The 1,008-nt window shown below is 77.9% G+C and carries 1 protein-coding gene; it reads right to left on the minus strand.

The window, feature by feature from the left end; genetic code table 11:
• Positions 1–240: 240 nt before the first annotated feature.
• The gene (locus HW577_RS25555; RefSeq protein WP_198378888.1) at positions 241–621 is read right to left on the minus strand and encodes a hypothetical protein; all 381 of its coding nucleotides are present in this window, start codon (positions 619–621) and stop codon (positions 241–243) included.
• Positions 622–1,008 lie beyond the last annotated feature (387 nt).

Below are 1,008 nucleotides of genomic sequence, written 5' to 3' on the forward strand. Positions count from 1 at the left end.
GCCGGGTCAGCAAGGCGCGTGCCGCGTGGCGCGGAAGCGGGGCGCGGGCGACGCGCGCCAGCCGCCGCGCAGCCGGGCATGGCGCCACCATCCGAGGCGATGAAGGCCCCCGCTTCGTCCGCCCGGGACGACGCGCCATGCGCGTAGAACGCCGGCCGACCGGTATGCGGACAGCATGGGGCACGGGGCGGCCGCGCGCGGCGCAACCCCGCTAATCCCGACCGTGCGAACGCGTCGGGATCAGCGGCCCGGCGCGACGGGTGCCTCGCTCAGCGTCAGCCCCGCCGCGTCCCGCAGCAGCCGCGCCGCCTCGGCCCGCGCCTCCCGCCAGCGCGAGGCGGCGGCTTCCGGCACCTCGACCACCGCCTCGACGCCGTCCTCCGTCACGAAGCGCAGCGCGCACGCGTTCTCGAGGCGACACGAGCCGAACAGGTCCGGGCCGACGAGAAGATAGGCATCCGACGCACGCCCCCAGGGCGCGTAGAGGCGCCGGACCAGCGCTGCTTCCGGCAGGCGGGCAGCCAGCGCGGGGTGCGGCTCCTCGCCGTGGTCGAAGGCGAGTTGCCGGCAGGCGAAGATGCCGCCCATCGCCGCATCGGGCGCGGTGCAGCCAAGCGCCACGCGGCCCGGCTCGACCGTGAGCTCGGGCCGGGCCGCCGGCGCCTGGACGCGGAGGCGGCGCAGCGGGGAGTCGGGCGCCGGGCGGCGCGGATCGCGGACGATCTCGATGGATCGCGGCGCCTCGGGCGGTAGCGGTCCTCGAGCCCGAGCCAACCCTCGGGCACCGCCAGGACCACGGGGCGTGAGCCGGGGGTGGCGCGCATCGCCTCCCCCGCCTGGCGGCCGATATGGTAGCCGCCAGCCTCCCGGAACAGCATCAGCTCCTCGTGCAGCGTCGCGTGGCGGGCGGGCAGCAGCGCCGGCCAGAACGGCCCGATCGCGAGCGCGCCGGGCAACCAGGCGAGCAGCAGCAGCCCAGCCGCGCGCCGCGCCACCGGTCCCGGCGGG

The organism is Neoroseomonas rubea, assembly GCF_016106015.1.
Taxonomy (GTDB): domain Bacteria; phylum Pseudomonadota; class Alphaproteobacteria; order Acetobacterales; family Acetobacteraceae; genus Neoroseomonas; species Neoroseomonas rubea.